This window comes from Micromonospora fulviviridis, from assembly GCF_014648395.1.
GTDB lineage: Bacteria > Actinomycetota > Actinomycetes > Mycobacteriales > Micromonosporaceae > Micromonospora > Micromonospora fulviviridis.
In genome coordinates this window covers 773,246-788,916 of record NZ_BMRA01000001.1, presented here as the reverse complement: position 1 = coordinate 788,916, position 15,671 = coordinate 773,246, and the positions used below count along the sequence as shown (strand labels likewise).

General features: G+C 74.4%; 19 protein-coding genes. 9 read left to right on the top strand and 10 right to left on the bottom strand.

Annotated features, from left to right (window positions below):
* Window positions 1–3: 3 nt before the first annotated feature.
* The 4 genes from IEY96_RS03905 to IEY96_RS03890 all read right to left on the bottom strand — a co-directional run bounded on the left by IEY96_RS03905 (window position 4) and on the right by IEY96_RS03890 (window position 3,420).
* Window positions 4–753 carry a ZIP family metal transporter gene (locus tag IEY96_RS03905; RefSeq protein WP_189193387.1) on the bottom strand — a complete coding sequence of 250 codons (750 nt, stop codon included), beginning with the start codon at window positions 751–753 and terminating at the stop codon, window positions 4–6.
* Between the two features lie 39 nt (window positions 754–792).
* Window positions 793–1,992 (bottom strand): GNAT family N-acetyltransferase, encoded by a 1,200-nt coding sequence (locus IEY96_RS03900; protein ID WP_189193386.1) that lies wholly within the window; start codon window positions 1,990–1,992, stop codon window positions 793–795.
* Between the two features lie 51 nt (window positions 1,993–2,043).
* A complete protein-coding gene (locus tag IEY96_RS03895; RefSeq protein WP_189193385.1) occupies window positions 2,044–2,763 on the bottom strand; it encodes a PP2C family protein-serine/threonine phosphatase in 720 nt (239 codons plus the stop codon).
* A 93-nt stretch (window positions 2,764–2,856) separates the two neighbouring features.
* Window positions 2,857–3,420, bottom strand: coding sequence for a helix-turn-helix domain-containing protein (locus IEY96_RS03890; protein WP_189193384.1), 564 nt, complete (start codon window positions 3,418–3,420; stop codon window positions 2,857–2,859).
* A gap of 59 nt (window positions 3,421–3,479) precedes the next feature.
* On the opposite strand from IEY96_RS03890, the gene IEY96_RS03885 reads away from it, so the two are divergent.
* Window positions 3,480–4,691, top strand: a complete 1,212-nt coding sequence (locus IEY96_RS03885; protein WP_189193383.1) for a benzoate/H(+) symporter BenE family transporter — start codon at window positions 3,480–3,482, stop codon at window positions 4,689–4,691.
* Window positions 4,692–4,803: 112 nt separating this feature from the next.
* On the opposite strand, the gene IEY96_RS03880 is transcribed toward IEY96_RS03885, so the two are convergent.
* From IEY96_RS03880 to IEY96_RS03865, 4 genes are all read right to left on the bottom strand, one after another.
* Window positions 4,804–5,169 carry a hypothetical protein gene (locus IEY96_RS03880; RefSeq protein ID WP_189193382.1) on the bottom strand — a complete coding sequence of 122 codons (366 nt, stop codon included), beginning with the start codon at window positions 5,167–5,169 and terminating at the stop codon, window positions 4,804–4,806.
* A gap of 29 nt (window positions 5,170–5,198) precedes the next feature.
* Window positions 5,199–5,447: a hypothetical protein gene (locus tag IEY96_RS03875; RefSeq protein WP_091315558.1), complete on the bottom strand. Its 249-nt coding sequence runs from the start codon at window positions 5,445–5,447 to the stop codon at window positions 5,199–5,201.
* Between the two features lie 77 nt (window positions 5,448–5,524).
* Window positions 5,525–5,995 carry a large conductance mechanosensitive channel protein MscL gene (gene mscL / locus IEY96_RS03870; RefSeq protein WP_189193381.1) on the bottom strand — a complete coding sequence of 157 codons (471 nt, stop codon included), beginning with the start codon at window positions 5,993–5,995 and terminating at the stop codon, window positions 5,525–5,527.
* Window positions 5,996–6,034: 39 nt separating this feature from the next.
* Entirely contained in the window at window positions 6,035–6,718 is a 684-nt protein-coding gene (locus IEY96_RS03865; RefSeq protein ID WP_189193380.1) for a FadR/GntR family transcriptional regulator, read from the bottom strand.
* A gap of 49 nt (window positions 6,719–6,767) precedes the next feature.
* Here IEY96_RS03865 and IEY96_RS03860 point away from each other — a divergent pair, with 49 nt between their 5' ends.
* The gene (locus tag IEY96_RS03860; protein WP_189193379.1) at window positions 6,768–8,060 is read left to right on the top strand and encodes an MFS transporter; all 1,293 of its coding nucleotides are present in this window, start codon (window positions 6,768–6,770) and stop codon (window positions 8,058–8,060) included.
* Between the two features lie 10 nt (window positions 8,061–8,070).
* Here the strand turns inward: IEY96_RS03860 and IEY96_RS03855 are convergent, their stop codons facing one another.
* Window positions 8,071–8,427 (bottom strand): STAS domain-containing protein, encoded by a 357-nt coding sequence (locus IEY96_RS03855; protein WP_091315546.1) that lies wholly within the window; start codon window positions 8,425–8,427, stop codon window positions 8,071–8,073.
* A 161-nt stretch (window positions 8,428–8,588) separates the two neighbouring features.
* On the opposite strand from IEY96_RS03855, the gene IEY96_RS03850 reads away from it, so the two are divergent.
* The 6 genes from IEY96_RS03850 to IEY96_RS03825 are packed head-to-tail and all read left to right on the top strand — an operon-like array spanning window position 8,589 to window position 14,187.
* A complete protein-coding gene (locus tag IEY96_RS03850) occupies window positions 8,589–9,449 on the top strand; it encodes an STAS domain-containing protein (RefSeq protein WP_189193378.1) in 861 nt (286 codons plus the stop codon).
* Entirely contained in the window at window positions 9,449–9,859 is a 411-nt protein-coding gene (locus IEY96_RS03845) for an STAS domain-containing protein (RefSeq protein WP_189193377.1), read from the top strand. Before IEY96_RS03850 ends, IEY96_RS03845 begins: the two co-directional genes overlap by 1 nt.
* Window positions 9,856–10,275 carry an ATP-binding protein gene (locus IEY96_RS03840; protein WP_189193376.1) on the top strand — a complete coding sequence of 140 codons (420 nt, stop codon included), beginning with the start codon at window positions 9,856–9,858 and terminating at the stop codon, window positions 10,273–10,275. The genes IEY96_RS03845 and IEY96_RS03840 overlap by 4 nt, the downstream gene beginning before the upstream one ends.
* Complete coding sequence (locus tag IEY96_RS03835; RefSeq protein ID WP_189193612.1) at window positions 10,272–11,285, top strand: ATP-binding SpoIIE family protein phosphatase; 1,014 nt, start codon at window positions 10,272–10,274, stop codon at window positions 11,283–11,285. Before IEY96_RS03840 ends, IEY96_RS03835 begins: the two co-directional genes overlap by 4 nt.
* Complete coding sequence (locus IEY96_RS03830; protein ID WP_229791363.1) at window positions 11,282–12,646, top strand: ATP-binding protein; 1,365 nt, start codon at window positions 11,282–11,284, stop codon at window positions 12,644–12,646. Before IEY96_RS03835 ends, IEY96_RS03830 begins: the two co-directional genes overlap by 4 nt.
* A 2-nt stretch (window positions 12,647–12,648) precedes the next feature.
* Window positions 12,649–14,187 carry a SpoIIE family protein phosphatase gene (locus tag IEY96_RS03825; protein WP_189193375.1) on the top strand — a complete coding sequence of 513 codons (1,539 nt, stop codon included), beginning with the start codon at window positions 12,649–12,651 and terminating at the stop codon, window positions 14,185–14,187.
* Between the two features lie 8 nt (window positions 14,188–14,195).
* Here the strand turns inward: IEY96_RS03825 and IEY96_RS03820 are convergent, their stop codons facing one another.
* Window positions 14,196–15,032 (bottom strand): helix-turn-helix domain-containing protein, encoded by an 837-nt coding sequence (locus tag IEY96_RS03820; RefSeq protein WP_189193374.1) that lies wholly within the window; start codon window positions 15,030–15,032, stop codon window positions 14,196–14,198.
* 32 nt (window positions 15,033–15,064) lie between these two features.
* Between IEY96_RS03820 and IEY96_RS03815 the strand changes: the two genes are divergently transcribed.
* The gene (locus IEY96_RS03815; protein WP_189193373.1) at window positions 15,065–15,631 is read left to right on the top strand and encodes a TIGR03086 family metal-binding protein; all 567 of its coding nucleotides are present in this window, start codon (window positions 15,065–15,067) and stop codon (window positions 15,629–15,631) included.
* Window positions 15,632–15,671 lie beyond the last annotated feature (40 nt).

The following is a 15,671-nucleotide window of genomic DNA, read 5'->3' as shown; positions in this document are numbered from 1 at the left end:
CGGTCAGGCGTGGGACAGCGCGAACGCGACCAGGAAGCCGAGCACGGTGATCAGGCCGACCAGCAGGTGGGCGTCCTCGAACGCCTCCGGGACCATGGTGTCGGTGATCATCGCGAGGATCGCGCCGGCCGCGAGCGCGGTGATGGTGGCCAGCACCGCGGGCGGGGCGCCGCCGAGCAGCGTGTAGCCGGCCAGCGCCGCCACGCCGGAGACCAGTGCGATGGCCGTCCAGAGGAGGAAGACGTAGCGCCGGGTGCGGCCCGCCTGGCGCATGCCGGCCGCGCTGGACAGCCCCTCCGGCACGTTGCTGAGGAAGACCGCGAGCACCGTGACCAGGCTGACCGGGCCGCCGGCCAGCAGGCTCGCGCCGATCACCACCGACTCCGGTACGCCGTCCAGCAGCGCGCCCACCGCGATGGCCGAACCCGAGCCGGGCTGTTCCTGTTCGGAGGGCTGCTCGTCCCCCGATCGCTTGCGGTGCCGCGCCCCGCGCCTGGCCAGCAGGATGTTCGCCCCGGTGTACGCGAGCGCGCCGAACGTCGCGCCGATCACCACCGGCATCAGCCCACCCTGCTCGTGCGCCTCGGCGATCAGCTCGAACGAGACCGCGGAGAGCAGCACCCCCGCGCCGAACGCCATGACCGAGGCGATCACCCGGCGCGGCACCCGCGCGAAGAACCCGACGAGCGCCCCGATCAGCAGGGCCGACCCGGCCAGCAGTCCCCAGAATCCCGCTTGCAACCACTCCGGCACGCGCAGGACCCTACCCCCGGCCCGAGATCGGAAACGGGCTCAGAAGTCGGCGAACAGGTAGGGCAGCGCCCGGGGGAAGATCCGGCGCAGCTCGGCGGCCGCGTCCACCGGCACCTCACCGAGCCCGCGCACGGCCACCTCGGCCGGGTCGAGCACCCCGTACGCCAGGGCGGAGAGCCCGGCGGCGGTGAGCCGCGCGACCGGCACGGTGCCCGCGGCGGCGGCGTCCCCGGGGAGCACCTCCAACGTGCCGGTGGTGCCGTCGAGCAGGTGGGTGCCGGCCAGCCAGCGGTCGCCGACGAGCTCGACGGTGACCCGGCCGGTGCCGACCGGCTGGTCGGCGAGCGCGTCCAGGGTGAGCAGCCGGGCCATCGGAGCGGGCGAGCCGGGCCGGGCCACCCGTGCCTCGACGTGCACGGCGAGGTCGGTGAGCCACAGCTCGGGCAGCTCCTCGGCGGGCAGCTCGACGCTGATCCGCTCCACCTGGTCGACGTGGCGGGCGAAGAACTGGAGCAGCGACGCCCGGGCGTACGGGTCGTCGGCCAGCAGGTCGTCGGCGAGCAGCGCGCCGCCGTGGTCGTCGATCCGGTAGGTGACCGCGCCGACCGTTGCGCCGTCCCGGACGGCGGTGAGCAGCCAGCGGTCGTCCCGGTCGCGCAGCCCGACCGCCCGGAAGTCGGGGAAGATGGCGAACCCGTGCCGCTCGCGCAGGCAGCGTTCGGTGTACGCCCGCCACCGGTCGTAGCCGGCGCCGATCCGCTCCCAGGCCACCTCGCCCGGCAGTTCGGCGCGGAGCAGCGGCGCCAGGTCCGCGGGGGCGAAGACCGCGGTACGCCGGCGGGGCAGCCCCACGTAGCCGAAGCGCTCGTAGAACGAGGCGCGGAACGGGTAGAGCGCGGTCAGCTGGTGCCCCTCGTCCCGCATCTCGTCGAGGAGCCGGTCCAGCAGCGCGCGCACGTGCCCGCGCCGGCGGGCCAGCGGGTGGGTGGCCACCCCGGCGACGCCGGCCATCGGCAGCACGGCGCCGCGCAGGTTCTGCCGCATCGGGACCGCGGACACGGCGGCCGTGGTGACCCCGTCCTCCTCGACCACCAGCGTCCGGTTGCCCGCGTTGTACGGCAGGTACTCGCGGAACTCCGCCGTCCGCGAAGCCGCCATCGGCGACGTCTCGAAGGCGTACGCCTGGAGCGGGAAGCTGGTGGTCAGGCGTTCCTCGGCGGCCAACCGGCGAATGCGCATCCGTTCATCCCAACCCGGCCCACCGGCGGGCGCAACCGGAATCGGGCGGGCTCAGGCCTCGGTGACGTCGGAGACGACCACGGTGACGTTGTCCGGCGCGCCGGCCTGGTGGGCGAGCTTCACCAGTTGCTCGCCGCACTGCTGCCGGTCGCCGTAGGTGGCCAGCGCCGAGGCGATGGCGGTGTCCTCCACGTAGTCGGAGAGGCCGTCGCTGCACAGCAGCAGCCGGTCGCCGGCGAACACCGTGAGCACCCCGACGGCCGGTGGCGCGTCCGAGCCCTGCACCGCCCGGGTGACCAGCGAGCGCTGCGGGTGGTGGCGGGCCTGGTCGGGGGAGAGCGCACCCTGGTCGACCAGCGCCTGCACGAAGGTGTCGTCCCGGGTGAGCTGGCTCAGTTCGTTGTCCCGCAGCAGGTAGCAGCGGGAGTCGCCGACCTGGGCGAGGACCAGGGTGTCGCCGGCGAGCAGGCCGGCGGTCAGCGTGGTGCCCATCCCGTCGCGCGCCGGGTCGACCGTGATGGCCGCGCGGATGCGCTGGTTCGCGGTGCTCACCACGGCGCGCAGCGCGTCGGCGGCCTCGTCCGGGGCGGTCGGCGGGGTCAGCTCGTCCAGGATGCGGATGACGATCTCGCTGGCCACCTCGCCGGCGGGGAGGCCACCCATGCCGTCGGCCACCGCCACCAGGCGGTCGCCGGCGAGGGCGGAGTCCTCGTTGTTGGTCCGGACGAGGCCGACGTCGTTCAGGATGGCCGAGCGGAGGATGAGCGTCATGGGGACAAGCTTGCCAAGAACACCCGCCCCGCGTCTCTACGCACTGCTGGGTCTGCTGAAAGAAATGTCGCCGGCTTGCACACGGGGTATGTATCACGCATCCACTGTGGTCACTCGGGGATAGCGCAGGAGCAGGCTCGCCCGGACCACCTCGTCGCCGACGGCGGCGTAGCTGTGCGGCACGTCGGAGACCCACCGCAGGTATTCGCCCGGGCCGGCGGTCAGCGGGGCGTCCACCGGGCCGGCGCGGAGCACGCCGGAGAAGACGGTGACGTGTTCCGTGACACCGGCCTGGTGCGCGGGGGAGAGCTGCGCGGGGCCGGGGCTGACCCGCATCCGGTACAGCTCGTAGGTGGCGTCGGTGTCGCTGAAGACCTCCAGCAGGGTGGCCCCCACGGCGGTGCCGCGCACGGTCGGCGTCTCCGCCGGCCCGGAGAGCACGGCGGTCAGCGGCACGCCGAGCTGGGCGGTGATCGCGTACAGGGTCTCCAGGGTGGGGTTGCGGGTGCCGTTCTCCAGTCCGGAGAGGGTGGCCTTCCCGACGCCGGCCAGCCGGGCGAGCGTGGACAGGGACATCCCCCGCTCCTCGCGGAGGGCGCGGATCCGCCGGCCGACGGCTTCCGCGGTCCGGTCACCGGCTGGTGGGGCAGCTGCCATGGGGCTATCGTGCTACATCGGCGCGTTCCGTAAACGGAACGGCGAGCGAGGGGGAGAGCATGGCCGGTCGACTGCAACCCGTCCTGGCCGGCGTGGTGACCGCCCTGGTCGGCTTCGCCAGCTCGTTCACGGTGGTGCTCGCCGGGCTCCGCGCGGTCGGCGCGGACCAGGCGCAGGCCGCCTCCGGGCTGCTCGCCCTCTGCGTGGCCAGCGGCTGCTGCGCGGTCTGGCTCGGCCTGCGGCACCGCCTGCCGCTCGCCATCGCCTGGTCCACCCCGGGCGCCGCGTTGCTGGTCGCCACCGGGCCGGTGCCCGGCGGCTGGCCCGCAGCGGTCGGCGCGTTCCTGCTCACCGGCCTGCTGATCGTCGCGGCCGGGCTCGTTCCCGCGCTCGGCCGGGCGGTCGCCGCGATCCCCGCACCGATCGCCAGCGCCATGCTCGCCGGGGTGCTGCTGCCGCTCTGCACCGCGCCCGTACGGGCCCTGGTCGAGGTGCCCCGGCTGGCCGGGCCGGTGGTGCTCGCCTGGCTGCTGCTGCACCGGTTCGCCCGCCGCTGGGCGGTGCCCGGCGCGCTCGCCGTGGCCGTGGTGGCGATCGCGCTGACCACGCACGGGCCGACCCGGATCGACGCCACCCCGACCGTGGCGCTGACCGCACCGGCCTGGACCCTGCCCGCCATCGTCGGGCTGGCGCTGCCGCTGTTCCTGGTCACCATGGCCGCGCAGAACGTGCCGGGCACGGCCGTGCTCGCCGGCTACGGCTACCGCGCCCCGCTGGGCTCCGCGCTGCGGGTGACCGGGCTCGCCACCGCGCTCGGCGCGCCCGCCGGCGGGCACGCGGTGAACCTGGCCGCGATCACCGCCGCGCTGGCCGCCGGCCCGGACGCCCACCCCGACCCGGAGCGGCGTTGGATCGCCTCGGTCACCGCCGGGATCGGCCTGGCGCTGCTCGGCCTGGGGGCCGGCGCGGCGACCGCCCTGGTGCTGCTCTCCCCGCCGGTCCTCGTCGAGGCGGTGGCCGGGCTCGCGCTGCTCGGCGCGCTGGCCGGCGCGGTCGCGGCGGCGGTGGCCGAGCCGGACGCCCGGGAGGCCGCGGTCGTCACCCTCGTGGTCACCGCCTCCGGGGTGAGCCTGCTCGGTGTGGGCGGCGCGTTCTGGGGGCTGGTCGCCGGCTGGCTGATGCTGCTGCTGTTCCGCCGCCGTCGCGCCACCACACCACCGCCGGTGGCCGAGCCGGAGCCGGAACCGGCCGCCCCCGCCCGGGCGGGCTGATCAGGCGACGCCTTCCGCCGCTACGCCGATCTCCATGATGCGGAGGCGGACGCCGGTGACGTTCTCCTCGGCCATCCGCCGGAGCGCCCGGCCGCCCACCGTGGGCGGGGAGTCACTCCTCCGGGGGGAGGGCGGCGGCGGGGACGGTGAGGCGTACGCCGTCGTCGGTGACCGCGGCGATCCGGTCGGCCAGCACGTAGACCGCGCCGGTGCGCGCCAGTTCGGTGGAGACCTTGAGGTAGCCCTCGCGCAGCAGTCGGGCGGCCAGGTCGGCGGGGACGTCGGGCTCCTCGGCGGCCGCCGACTCGATCAGCTCGTCCAGGCTGCTGCCCGGGTCCACCGGGGCGGGCGCCTGCACGGTCACGGCGGTGGGGTCGCCGCGCTGGACGAGATCCACGGTGCCCACCTCGACGCCGGTGGAGTCGACCACCCGCATGCCGGTGGTGACCCGGGAGACGCTGTCCTGCTGCTGGCTCATACAGGCGCGGTTCCCGAGGCGCGCGGGCGCTAAACGGGCGGGGCCCAGCCGCTCGGCGGGCGGGGGGACAGCTCGCGCCAGGTGTCCGGCCCCTCCAGCAGCGCCCGGACCGTCTCCTCGGCCTCCTCGACGCTGGCGTACTCGTAGAACTGGGAGACCCCCTCGGCGCCGCCGGCGCGCTGCTCGACGTGCCAGCGGTCGCCGTCGACCCGGAGGAAGACGTCCCGCCGGGCCAGTCGCCCCCATTTCCCGTTCCACCAGTGCCTGCGCTGCTCCATGCCCGGACTCTATCGAACATGTGTTCGACGCACGTCGGCCCCCGCGGGATTCCCACGGGGGCCGATCGGCTATGGCGTCAGCGCACGGCCGGCGGCTCCTGCCGGCGGCCGAGCACGTCGTCCAGCGCGCCGCGCTGGGCCGGCGTGGCGTGGTTGCCGGCGAGCAGCGCGTCCCGGATCTCGGTGAGCAGCTTGATCTCCTCGCTGGGGGCCTTCGGCGGCGGCTCCTCGCCGCGCCGGCGCCGCTCGGCGAGCCGGTTCATCGGGAAGACGACCAGGAAGTAGAGCGCCGCCGCGGTGAGCAGGAAGGTGATCACCGCGTTGACGAAGGCCACCCAGTCGAACGCGATGCCGCGGAACGTCGGCGCCGTGCCGGCCAGGCCCTTGTCGCTGCCCGTGATCAGCAGCACGAAGACCCGGATCAGCGGGTCCAGGAACGACTTGGTGAGCTGGGTGACCACGCCCGTGAAGGCGGCGCCGATGACGACACCGACCGCCAGGTCGACGACGTTGCCGCGCATGATGAAGTCTTTGAAGCCCTTGAGCATCCGCTCTCCCGTGCTGTCCGAATCTCCGTCCGGGACAACCTATGCCCCGGAGGGGGGTTCGAGAAAAGCACCGGCCTCGATCGCCGCCCGCGCCGGGTCGCCGTCCCGGATGGCCTCGACCAGTCGGCCGTGGTCCACGTACCGCTCGGGCTCCAGGGCCTCGCCCATGGCCTGGGCGACGGTGCTGCGCAGCGCGGCGCCGACCGAGGCGTAGAGCTCGGCCAGCATGGCGTTGTGCGCGGCGGCCACCACGGCGGTGTGCAGCGCGGCGTCCGCCTCGACGAACTCCTCGACCCGGCCGGAGCGCCAGGCGGCCTCCCGGGTGGCGAGCGCGCCGTCGAGCGCCGCCAGGTCCTCGGGGGTACGCCGCAGCGCGGCGAGCCGGGCCGCCTCCACCTCGAAGGCGCGCCGGACCTCGATCACCTCGGCCATCCGGTCGTCGGTGAGCCGGCGGGCCACCACGGGGGCCAGCTCGTCGGTCGACACCACGTACGTCCCGGAGCCCTGCCGGCACTCCAGCACCCCGGCGTGCACCAGCGCGCGGACCGCTTCCCGGACCGTGTTCCGCCCCACGCCCAGCGCGGCGACGAGTTGCGGCTCGGTGGGGATCTTCGCGCCCACCGGCCACTCGCCGCCGAGGATCCGGGCCCGGAGCTGCTCGATGGTCTGGCGCACCCGGTGGCCGCGCGGCGGCACGGCGACGGAATCGACGGCGGGTGTCACCGGTTACAACTCCTGCCGAAATTCATCCCATGATTGTAGGTTCGAGGTCATGACCCCGCCACCCACGTCCACCGCGGCTCCCGTCACCGACGCGCCCACCACCGACGTGCCGCCCGGGCCGGCCCCGGTCGCCGCCCCCGCGCCGCGGGTCACCCCGGCCCGCGGCGGCCTGCTGGTCCTGGTCGGCATGCTGCTGGTCGCGCTCAACCTGCGCGCCGCGGTGACCAGCCTGGGTGCCCTGCTCGACGAGATCCGCGACGGGCTGGGCCTCTCCGGCGCGATGGCCGGCCTGGTCACCACGCTGCCCACCATCGCCTTCGCCGGGCTCGGCGCGCTCACCCCGTGGCTGGTCCGCCGCTGGGCAGCCGCCCGGGTGCTGGTGGTGGCCATGCTGGCGCTGACCGTCGGGCAGGTGCTCCGCGTGGTCACCGACTCGGCGGCGGTCTTCGTGCTCACCAGCGCGCTCGCGCTGGCCGGCATCGCGGTCGCGAACATCCTGCTGCCGATGCTGGTCAAGCAGCACTTCCCGCACCGCACCGGGCTGGTCACCGGGGCGTACACGATGGCGCTGACCGTGGGCACGACGGTGGCCGCCGCCTCGGCGGTGCCGGTGGCCCACGCCTTCGGCTCCTGGCGCGCCGGGCTCGGCGTCTGGGCCGGGCTGGCCGCGCTGGCCGTACTCCCGTGGGTGCCGCTGGCGCTGCGGGCCCGGGCCGCGCGCCGGACGCCGGCCCCCGCGGTGGCCGCGGCCGCAGCGGCGCGGGTACGCCCGGCCCGCACCCGGCTCGGCTGGGCCATGGCGGTCTACTTCGGGGCGCAGTCGCTCAGCGGGTACGCGATCATGGGCTGGCTGGCCCAGCTCTTCCGGGACGCCGGCTACGCGCCCGAGGCGGCCGGCCTGCTGCTCGCCGGGGTGACCGCGCTCGGTGTGCCGGTGGCGCTCATGATGCCAACCCTGGCCGGCCGGCTGCCCACGCTGCGCCCGCTGGTGCTGTCGCTGACCGCCTTCTCCACGGCCGCGTACGTCGGCCTGGCGCTCGCGCCGCACGGCCTCGCGCCGCTCTGGGTGCTGCTGCTGGCCCTCGGCCAGGGCGCGTTCCCGCTGATCCTGACCACGATCGGGCTCCGCGCCCGGACCGCCGAGGGGACGGTGGCGCTCTCCGCCTTCGCGCAGAGCACCGGCTATGTGATCGCCGCGCTCGGCCCGCTGCTGGTCGGCATCCTCTACGAGGCGACCGGGGGCTGGACCGCGCCGATCGGCTTCCTGCTGGTGGCGCTCGTCGTGCAGACGACGGCGGGCATGGTGATCGCCCGTCCCCGGCACATCGAGGACGAGCGCTGAGGGGGAACGGTCAGGAGGAGGCCGGTGTGGGGTCGCCCGCCACGGCCTGCTCCACCGTCGGGTAGGTGTGCAGCACCTCGACCAGGCCGCTGACCTCGAGGATGCGGAGCACGCCACGCTGCGGGGCGGCCAGCCGGACCACGCCACCGGCCTCGTCGCAGCTGTTCTTGGCGCGTACGAACACCGACAGCCCGGTGGAGTCGCAGAACGACACCTCGGCCAGGTCGAACACGAGACGGTTGCGCCCCTTGTCCAGCAGGTCCGTGATCTGGTCCTGGAGCTGCGGTGCCGTCGCCATGTCCAGTTCGCCCGCGACCGACACGACGACCACGTCGCCGCGTTGTTCCGTGTGCACCGTCAGGGACATTCGTCGACCTCCTGTGTTCGGTGGAACGGTATCCCACGATGCCGGCAGCGCGCAGAACGGGAGCCGAGAAGGGTGCCGTCGATCATTCCTTTGCTCTGCGGCAACTAGCGCCGCAAGCTCCGGTGATAGAGTCCGCCCGTCCAGAGTTCAGGGAGGTCACAATGGCGTTGAGCGCCGAACAGAGCGGACGGCTCGCCGGCCTGCTGACCGAGCACGCCGACCGGCTGACCGAGCGCTGGACGGAGATCGTGGCCGGTTCGCTGCGCGGCCGGCTCAGCCAGGCGGAACTGTCCCGGCAGGCGCGGGAGCTGCACCGCAGCATGGTCGACGCCGCGCGGCAGGGTCTCGCCGACCTGGCCGACCAGCACGGCGGCGAGCTGCGGGCCGTGCTGGCCGAGCTTTCCACCAGCCGGGCCCGGCAGGGCTTCAGCGCCACCGAGACCGCGATCAGCGTGTTCGCGCTGAAGGACGCGCTGCTGGAGCTGATGGAGGAGGGCCGGGACGCGGGCACCCTCCGCGACTTCGTCGCCTATTCCGCCCTGATCGACCAGATGGGGCTGTTCACCTTCGAGAGCTTCGTACGCACCCGCGAGGGCCTGATCGCCGACCAGGCGGAGCAGCTGCTGGAGCTCTCCACGCCGGTGGTGAAGCTGTGGGAGGGCGTGGTCGCCGTCCCGCTGGTCGGCACCCTCGACTCGGCCCGTGCCCAGGTGGTGATGGAGCGGCTGCTCCAGACCCTGGTCGACACCGGCTCGCCGTACGCGATCATCGACATCACCGGCGTGCCGGCGGTGGACACCCAGGTCGCCCAGCACATCCTCAAGACCGTGGTGGCCGCCCGGCTGATGGGCGCCGACTGCATCATCTCCGGCATCCGGCCGCAGATCGCGCAGACGATCGTCGCCCTCGGCATCGAGTTCGGCGACATCGCCACCAAGGCGAGCCTGGCCGACGCGCTGCGCCACGTGCTGCGCCTGACCGGCGTCGAGACGACCTCCCGCCGCGCCCGCCGGGAGTCCTGATGGAGCGGGTGCCGATCCTCAAGATCGGCGACATCCTGCTGGTCTCCATCCAGGTCGACATGTCCGACCAGACGGCGATCCAGCTCCAGGAGGACCTGGCCGAGCGGATCGTCGCCACCGGCTGCCACGGCGTGATCATCGACATCACGGCGCTGGACATCGTCGACTCCTTCGTCGGCCGGATGCTCTCCACCATCGCGTCCATCTCCAAGGTGCTGGACGCCGAGACGGTGGTGGTCGGGATGCGTCCCGCCGTCGCCATCACCCTGGTCGAGCTGGGGCTGTCGCTCAACGGCATCCGTACCGCGCTGAACGTCGAGCGCGGCATGGAGCTGATCGCGGCGAGCCGGAGCGACGAGTGGGACGAGGCGGACGTCGACGAGGACGCCGAGACGACGGCCACGTCATGACCGCCGGCGTCGACCTGGGGGTGCCGGCGACCCAGGCGATCCGTAGCGACGAGGACGTGGTCCGGGTGCGGCAGCTGGTGCGTACCACCGCCGTCGCGGTCAAGCTCTCGCTGGTCGACCAGACCAAGCTGGTCACCGCCGCCAGCGAGCTGGCCCGCAACACGCTGATCTACGGCGGCGGGGGCACCGCCGAGGTGGTCACCGTCGAGGACGGCCGCCGGCGCGGGGTCCGCATCGTCTTCGCCGACGGGGGGCCGGGCATCCCCGACCTCGACCAGGCCTTCACCGACGGCTTCACCACCGGCGGCGGGCTGGGCCTGGGGCTCAGCGGCGCCCGGCGGCTGGTCGACGACTTCGACATCTGGACCGCCGTGGGTGAGGGCACCCGGATCACCGTCACCAAGTGGTCCCGATGAACGCCGACGTGGTCACCGACCACGGTCTCTGGTTCCGGGTGGAGAGCGGCGCCACGGCGAGCGGCGTGCGGCGGGCCGCCGAGCGGCTCGGCCGGCAGCTGGAACTCGGCGAGCAGCGGGTCGCCGACCTGGCCATCGTCGCTGCAGAGATCACCAGCAATCTGGTCAAGCACGCCCGGGAGGGCACCCTGCTGCTCCGGCCGGTACGCCGGGGCGGGCGGGCCGGCGTGGAGCTGGTGACGATCGACTCCGGCCCCGGCATGGCCGACCTCGCGCTCTCCTCGGCGGACGGGCACTCCACCACCGGCACCCTCGGCATCGGCCTCGGCGCGATCGTCCGGCAGGCGAGCCGATTCGACGGCTACTCCCTGCCCGGCCGGGGCACGGTGCTCGCCGTCCAGCTCTGGGACGGTCCGGTCCCCGAGCCGGACTGGGCCGGCGCGCTGGCCCGGCCGATCACCGGCGAGCAGGTCAGCGGCGACGGGTACGCGGTGCGGGTGGTCGACGGCCGGCGGCAGGTGCTGGTCTGCGACGGCCTGGGACACGGTCCGCTGGCCGCCGCCGCCACCGGGGCCGCGCTGGCCGCGTTCCGGGCCGCGCCGGCCGGGCCGCCGGGCACCGTGGTGCAGCACCTGCACCGGGCCATGTCGCACACCCGTGGCGCCGCGTTGGCGGTGGCCGAACCGGACCTCGTGTCGGGCTTGCTCCGGTACGCCGGGCTGGGCAACATCGCAGCCATGATCGTGGTGGCGGGCGAGCGGCGGCGGGGTCTCGTCTCGCTGCCCGGCATCGCCGGACACCAGCGCCCCTCGGTGCGGGAGTACGACTACCCGTTCCCGTCCGGCGCGACCCTGGTGATGCACAGCGACGGTGTGGTGGACCGCTGGGACCTGGCCGACTACCCCGGCCTGACCGGCCACGCACCGCTGCTGACCGCCGCCACCCTGCTCCGCGACGCAGGGATCCGCCGCGACGACGCCTGCGTCCTGGTCGCTCGGGCCGAGTCATGACCCGCCCGGCCGTCCCGGACCCGCTGCTGCAGATGGCGCTCCGGGTGGAGCAGGACATCTTCCTGGTCCGGCAGCGCGGCCGGGAGGTGGCCGCCGCGGTGGGGCTGGAGCACCAGGACCAGGTACGCCTGGCGACCGCGCTCAGTGAGGTGGCCCGGGACCTGCTGCGCACCGTCGACGGCGCGGACGTCACCTTCGTGCTGGACCGGGACGTGCTCGCCGGCCAGTCGGTGCTCCGGGTCGACCTGGCCCCGGTCCGCCCGCTGCCCGACGGCCGCTACCAGCCGCAGTCCGGTGCGGTGGCGCGTCTGGTGGACATGCTGGGCGTGGTGACCGACGGGGGCGATACGGTCGTGAGGATGTCCCGACGAGTCCCGGCCCAGGCGCAGCCGCTCACGCCGGAGCGCCTCGCCCAGCTCCGCAACGAGCTGACCAGCAGCGCTCCGGGCACCGCGCTGGACGAGTTGGCCGCGCAGAACGCGCAGCTCATCTCGGCCCTCGACGAGGTGCGCAGCCAGCGCGACGAGCTGGAGGTGCTCAACTCCGAGCTCCAGGAGACCAACCAGGGCGTGATGGCGCTCTACAACCAGCTCACCGAGGAGCTGGAGGAGACCAACCGCGGCGTGGTGGCGCTCTACGCCGAGCTGGACGAGAAGTCCGCCCAGCTCCGCGCCGCGAGTGAGTCGAAGAGCCGGTTCCTGGCCAACGTGAGCCACGAGCTGCGCGCCCCGGTCACCGCGATCATCGGGCTGTCCCGCCTGCTCGCCGACTCCGCCTCCGACCCGCTCACCGCCGAGCAGGCCCGGCAGGTGGGGCTGATCCGGTCGTCCGCTGCCGATCTGCTCGGCCTGGTCAACGAGCTGCTCGACCTGGCCAAGGCCGAGTCGGGCCGGCTGGAGCCGAACTGGGCCGAGGTGGACCTGCGCGGGATCTTCGGGCAGCTCCGCGGCACGCTGCGGGCGCTGGCGACCCGGCCGGAGGTCGAACTGGTGGTGGAGGAGCCGCCGGCCCCGGCGACGGTCCGCTCGGACGAGGTGCTGCTCGCCCAGGTGCTGCGCAACCTGCTGCACAACGGCCTCAAGTTCACCGAGCGGGGTCAGGTGCGGCTGCGGGCGGAGCGCCGGGGCGACCTCTGGTCGCTGTCGGTCACCGACACCGGCGTGGGCATCCCGCCGGAACTGCACGAGCGGATCTTCGAGGAGTTCTACCAGGTGCCCGGCACGACCCGGGTCGGCGGCACCGGCCTCGGCCTGCCGTACGCCCGCCGGCTGGTCACGCTGCTCGGCGGGACGCTGGAGCTGACCAGCGAACCCGGTCGGGGCAGCACCTTCACCGTGGTCCTTCCCGTGGGCGGAGCCTGACGGTGGAGGGCGGGGCGGCGACCGTACTGGTGGTCGACGACAGCAGTCCCAAGCGGTACCTGCTGGTGAGCTGGCTGACCCGGGCCGGCTTCTCGACCATCGAGGCGGAGAACGGCGCCGAGGCGCTGGACCGGGTGCGCAAGGACCCGGTCGACCTGGTGGTGCTCGACGTCCGGCTGCCCGACATGAGCGGCTTCGAGGTCTGCGAGCTGATCAAGGAGGCCCGCCCGTCGACCCCGGTCATCCACGTCTCCGCGCACGCGGTCGACGTGGTGGACCGGGCGCAGGGGCTGACCCGGGGCGCGGACGCGTACCTGGCCGAGCCGATCGAGCCGGAGGAACTGGTCGCCACCGCGCACGCGGTGCTCCGCTACTACCAGGCCCGGCAGCGGGCCGAACTGCTCGCCGAGCGGCTGGCCGCGCTGGCCGACGCCACCGTGGAGATGCACGCGGCGCCGAACTTCGTCCGGCTGCTGCACGCGGCGGCGGCCGGTGCGGCGCGGATCTTCAAGAGCCCGGCGGCCGTGGTCGCGGAGACGTCCGACGGGGACTGCCTGGCCGGGGTGGTCGCCGGACCGGAGGCGGCGCCGGTGATCATGCCGTGGACGGTGGACGACACCGGGCTGCCGATCGGCACCCGGGTCCGGGTCGACGAACCCGGCGCGTGGGACCTGACCGCCTGGCCCGCCGATGACACGGTGACGGTGGCCGCCGCCCGGCTCCGGGAGGACCGGGCCCCGCTCTACGTGGTAGTGCCGACCGCCACCCAGACCGTACGGACCCCGGTGCTGGTGCAGCTCGCCCAGGCCGTCGCCTCGGCGGTCGAGGCCCAGCGCTCCTTCGACCAGGAGCACCGCATCGCGGTGACCCTCCAGCGCAGCCTGCTGCCCCGCCGGCTGCCCGAGGTCGCCGGCCTCGACCTGGCCGTCCGCTACGAGCCGGCGAGCGCCCAGACCGAGGTGGGCGGGGACTTCTACGAGCTCGTGATGCTCGACGGCCACCTGCTGATGGCGATCGGCGACGTGGCCGGGCACTCCCTGCACGCCGCCACCGTCATGGCCGAGCTGCGGCACGCGGTGCGCGCGTACGCGGTCGAGGGGCATCCGCCGGGGGTGATCCTGGACCGGGTCAACGAGCTGATGCGTACCCTGCTGCCGACCGAGCTGGCCACCATCTGCCTGCTGATGCTCGACCCGGGCAGCGGGCTGATCCGGCTGGCCAGCGCCGGGCACCTGCCGCCCCTGATCAGCAACGACGGGCGGATCGAGTTCGTGCAGCACTCCGCCCCGCTGCTCGGCGTACGCGCGCCCCGCCCGCCGGACCTGGAGTTCGTGCTGCCGGCCGGGGCCACGCTGGTTCTCTACACCGACGGGCTGATCGAGCGGCGGGACGCCACCATCGACGAGGGCATGGCGGCGCTCGGCGCGGTCGCCACCCGGGTCGACGACGACCTCGACCAGTTCTGCCAGCGGCTGCTGGTCGAGCTGGCGCCGCCGGAGATCCACGACGACGTCGCGGTGGTCGCCGTCCGCCGCCGCTGAGCCCGGGGTCACCCGCCGCGCGAGGCCGCCAGCGAGCGGGCGTACGCGGCCGGCGACACTCCCGCCACCGCGGTGAACTCGCGGACCAGGTGGGCCTGGTCGGCGTACCCCAGATCGGCGGCGACGCGGGACCAGTCGAGCGGCCCGGCGGCGGCCTGCTCGATCGCCTCCTGGAGCCGGTAGCGGCGGATCACCCACTTCGGACCGACGCCGACGTGGTCCAGGAAGAGCCGCTGCAGCCGCCGCGTGGAGACGCCGTGCCGCCGGGCGAAGTCGTCGACGCGCAGGACGGACCGGTCGGCCCGGATCTCCTCGACCAGGCCGGTGGCCTCGGCGGCGAGCGGGTCCGGCGCCGGCTCCCAGGCGGTGAGCAGGTCGTCGAGCCGGCGGCACCGCTGCTCGTCGGTGCCCGGGCAGACCGGCCCGGACGCGAACGGTCCGGTCGGGGCGGCGCCGGCCGGTGGTGGCCCGGCGGGCAGCGGGAGGCGCCGGCCGGTCAGCTCGGCGACCGGGCGGTGCCAGAAGGGCCGGAAGCCGCCCGGGCGGAACTGCACGCCGGTGACCCGGCCGGTGCCGAGCAGGGTGATCGTGAACAGGCCGGTGTCCACACCGGCGATCTCGCCGTGCTCGGCCTCGCCCTCCTGGGCCTGGAACACCACGTTGACCGCCGGGTGCGGGACGATCCGCTGGACGAACGGTTCGGTCAGCGCCCAGTCGATCAGCCAGTAGTGCTCGACCCAGGGGCGCAGCGCCGGGGCGGGCAGCCGGCGCCGGAAGTGGACCCGTCGCAGCATCCGGCCGGGGTCGAGGATCCCCCTGCTGTCCCGCCGCGGTTCGTGTCGCATTTCTTCAAGACCGCCCTCATACGCTGGTCCCTATGACCACGAAGACTAGTGAGCTGCTGGCCGTCGCCGCGCCCCGTACGGCGGCGGTGGTCCAGGGCATCTCCGACGACCAGCTCGGCCTGCCCACCCCGTGCCCCGACTACACGGTGCGTGACCTGCTCAACCACCTCTTCGACGTGGTGGTCAACTTCCAGGACCTGGCCCGCCGGCGGGAGGTCGACTGGTCGGCCAAGACCGACCACCTGACCGAGGGCTGGCGGGACCGGTTCGCCACCGAGGCCGACCGCCTGGCGCAGGCGTGGTCGGACCCGGCGGCGCTGGAGGGGGTCTCGGCCGGCATGGGGCTGCCCCAGGAGACCGTCGGCCAGATGGCGCTGATCGACCTCGCCGTGCACGGCTGGGACCTGGCCCGGGCGACCGGGCAGCGGCTGGAGGTCGACCCGTCGGTGCTGGCCGAGGGGCACGGCTTCATGGACCGGATGGGCGACACCGGGCAGAAGATGGGCGCCTTCGGTGAGCCCGTCCCGACCAGCGCCGAGCCGACCACGCTGGACGCCCTGCTCGGCCGGACCGGCCGCGACCCCGCCTGGACGCCCTGACCCGACCGGCCCGTGCGGCGACCCGCCCGCACGGGCCGCT